General features: G+C 64.0%; 3 protein-coding genes. All 3 read left to right on the top strand.

Annotated elements, in window-relative coordinates; genetic code table 11:
* On the top strand, positions 1–277 hold a 277-nt coding region (locus EOA27_RS41065), incomplete at its 5' end, for a hypothetical protein (RefSeq protein ID WP_189562169.1).
* 21 nt (positions 278–298) lie between these two features.
* On the top strand, positions 299–1,351 hold the full coding sequence (locus tag EOA27_RS31285) for an LLM class flavin-dependent oxidoreductase (protein WP_126080152.1): 1,053 nt from the start codon (positions 299–301) through the stop codon (positions 1,349–1,351).
* A 126-nt stretch (positions 1,352–1,477) separates the two neighbouring features.
* Positions 1,478–2,601: AI-2E family transporter (locus EOA27_RS31280; RefSeq protein WP_145970654.1), on the top strand; the 1,124-nt coding region annotated here is incomplete at its 3' end.

Here is a 2,601-nt window from a genome sequence, read left to right as displayed (position 1 = left end):
CCTTCTTTGCCTCGTTCGCGGCATTGCGCCGCTCGAAAATGTCTTTTTCCCTGTAGATAGCCAAGTGTACTTCCCTGCAGTCTATTCGCGACGCTTACATACGCGTGAAAGCGGCGAGTTCAAGCGTCAAAACGGTATGCCAGCCATGAAAAAACCGGGCTTGTTGCCGCAGGGATACGGCTTGGCGATGCGCGATGCACTGTTCACCGATCGCGCCTCTGGCGGGCGGCAAGGCATACGGTTACCTAGAGTGCCAACAGGCAAAAAACCCACATGAACAGGTTCAGGACGCAACCAGATGGAACTCGGTCTCTACACTTTTGCCGATGTCAGCCCGGAGCCGGGTCCCGGCGCCATCGGTCCGCATGAGCGGCTGCGCAATCTCATCGAGGAAATCGAGCTGGCCGACCAGGTCGGCCTCGACGTGTTCGGGCTCGGCGAGCATCACCGCCCCGACTATGCCGCCTCCGCGCCGGTCGTGGCGCTTGCCGCGGCGGCCGAGCGCACGAAGAAGATCCGGCTTACCAGCGCCGTCACCGTGCTTTCCTCCGACGATCCGGTGCGCGTCTTCCAGCAATTCGCCACGCTCGACCTTCTGTCCAACGGCCGCGCCGAGATCATGGCGGGGCGCGGCTCCTTCATCGAATCCTTCCCGCTGTTCGGCTACAATTTGGAAGACTATGACGAGCTTTTCGCTGAGAAGCTCGATCTGTTGCTCGCCATCCGCGACCAGGTGAAGGTGATGTGGCAGGGCAAGCTACGCGCGCCGATCAACGGCCGCGGCGTCTACCCGCGTCCCTTCCAGGAGAAGCTGCCGATCTGGATCGCCATTGGCGGCACACCGCAATCCGCAGCCCGCGCCGGCGTGCTCGGCCTGCCGCTGGCTTTGGCCATCATCGGCGGCGAGCCGGCGCGTTTCGCGCCGCTGTTCGATATCTATCGCGAGGCGGCGCGCCGCGCCAACACCGATACGGCAACGCTTGCCACCAGCATCAACGTGCACGGCTTCATCGCCGAGACGACCGAGCAGGCGGCCGACGATTTCTACGGACCGCAGGCCGAGGTGATGAACCGCATCGGGCGCGAGCGGGGCTGGGGCCCGACCTCGCGGGCGCATTTCGACCAGGCGCGGGGTCCCAATGGGGCGCTCTTCGTCGGTAACCCCGAGCAGGTGGCTGAAAAGATCGTCGCCCAGCACAGGATCTTCAACAACGACCGCTTCCTGCTGCAGATGGCGATCGGCACCATGCCGCATGCCAAGATCATGAAGGCGATCGAGCTCTACGGCACCAAGGTGGCGCCGATCGTGCGCAAGGAGACGGCCAAGGCGGCGCCAGCGCCGGCTGCCTGACGAGCGATCCGCTCTAAACCGGCCCCCCGGATGCGGAAAGCCGGCTCTTGGAACCTTGCCCGGAACTCCCGCGTTTCCGGCACAGGCCCGCCATGCATTATCGGCTGGCGGCTTGCAAGGGAACCGATGAAAGCCGAACAGACCGCTTCGGGCGCAAGCGCTGCCGAAAGCCCTGACCCGCGTGCCGATGCCAGGGCGGACATACGCCTGATGCGGTCGCTGGTGATCGGGATCTTCATTCTGATGACCGCGGCGGCGCTATACTTCGCCCGCGCCTTCTTCATGCCGGTGATGCTTGCCTTCCTGCTGGCGCTGACGCTGACGCCGATCGTGCGCTTTCTGAGAAAGCACGGGATCCCGGAAGTGGTGTCGGCGACGCTGTTGGTGCTGCTGTCGATCTTCATTTTCACCGCCGCCGGCTATCTGCTCAGCGGCCCGGTTATCGACCTCATCAACAACTCCTATTCGATCGGCCAGCAGCTGACCGAGCGGCTGGCGCCGTTCAGGCGGCCGCTCGAACGAATGACGGACCTCGCGCATCAACTGGAAGCGCTGACCGAGACCTCGCAGGAGCCCGGCCTGCAGCGGGTCGCGGTGGCGCCTTCCGGCATCCTCTCCACCGCGGCCAGCAACATCCTGGAAGCAGGCACCGCGATCACCATCGTCTTCGTGCTGTCGCTGTTCCTGCTCGCCTCCGGCACGCTGTTCTACGAGAAGATCGTCCAATCCTTCGCCAGCATGACGCAGAAGAAGCGGGCGCTGCGCGTCGTCTATGACGTCGAGCGCGAGATTTCGCACTATCTGCTCACGGTCTCCGTCATCAATGTCAGTCTCGGCACGGTGATCGGGCTGGGCCTCTGGGGGCTCGGCATGCCCAACCCGCTCGTCTGGGGGGCGATGGCGGCCTTGCTCAATTTCCTGCCCTATGTCGGGGCGCTGATGACCGTCCTGATTGTCGCCGTCATTGCGCTGATCAGCTTCGACACGATCGCCTATGCGCTCTTGGCGCCGGCCTTCGTGGTGCTGTGCGACATTGTCGAAGGCCAGTTCGTGACGCCGACGGTGGTCGGGCGGCGTCTTGAGATCAACGCCGTGGCGATCTTCATCGCCATCGCCTTCTGGTCCTGGCTGTGGGGCTTCGTCGGCGCGCTGATGGCGGTGCCGCTGCTGGTCGTCATCAAGGTGTTCTGCGACCACTTCGAGAGCCTGAGCCCGTTCGGCAATTTCCTGGCGGCGCAGCAGACGGCTGT

The organism is Mesorhizobium sp. M2A.F.Ca.ET.037.01.1.1 (assembly GCF_003998075.1).
Classification (GTDB): Bacteria; Pseudomonadota; Alphaproteobacteria; order Rhizobiales; family Rhizobiaceae; genus Mesorhizobium.
Note: the sequence above shows the minus strand (reverse complement) of the source record. Positions and strands in the feature narration are given on the sequence as shown.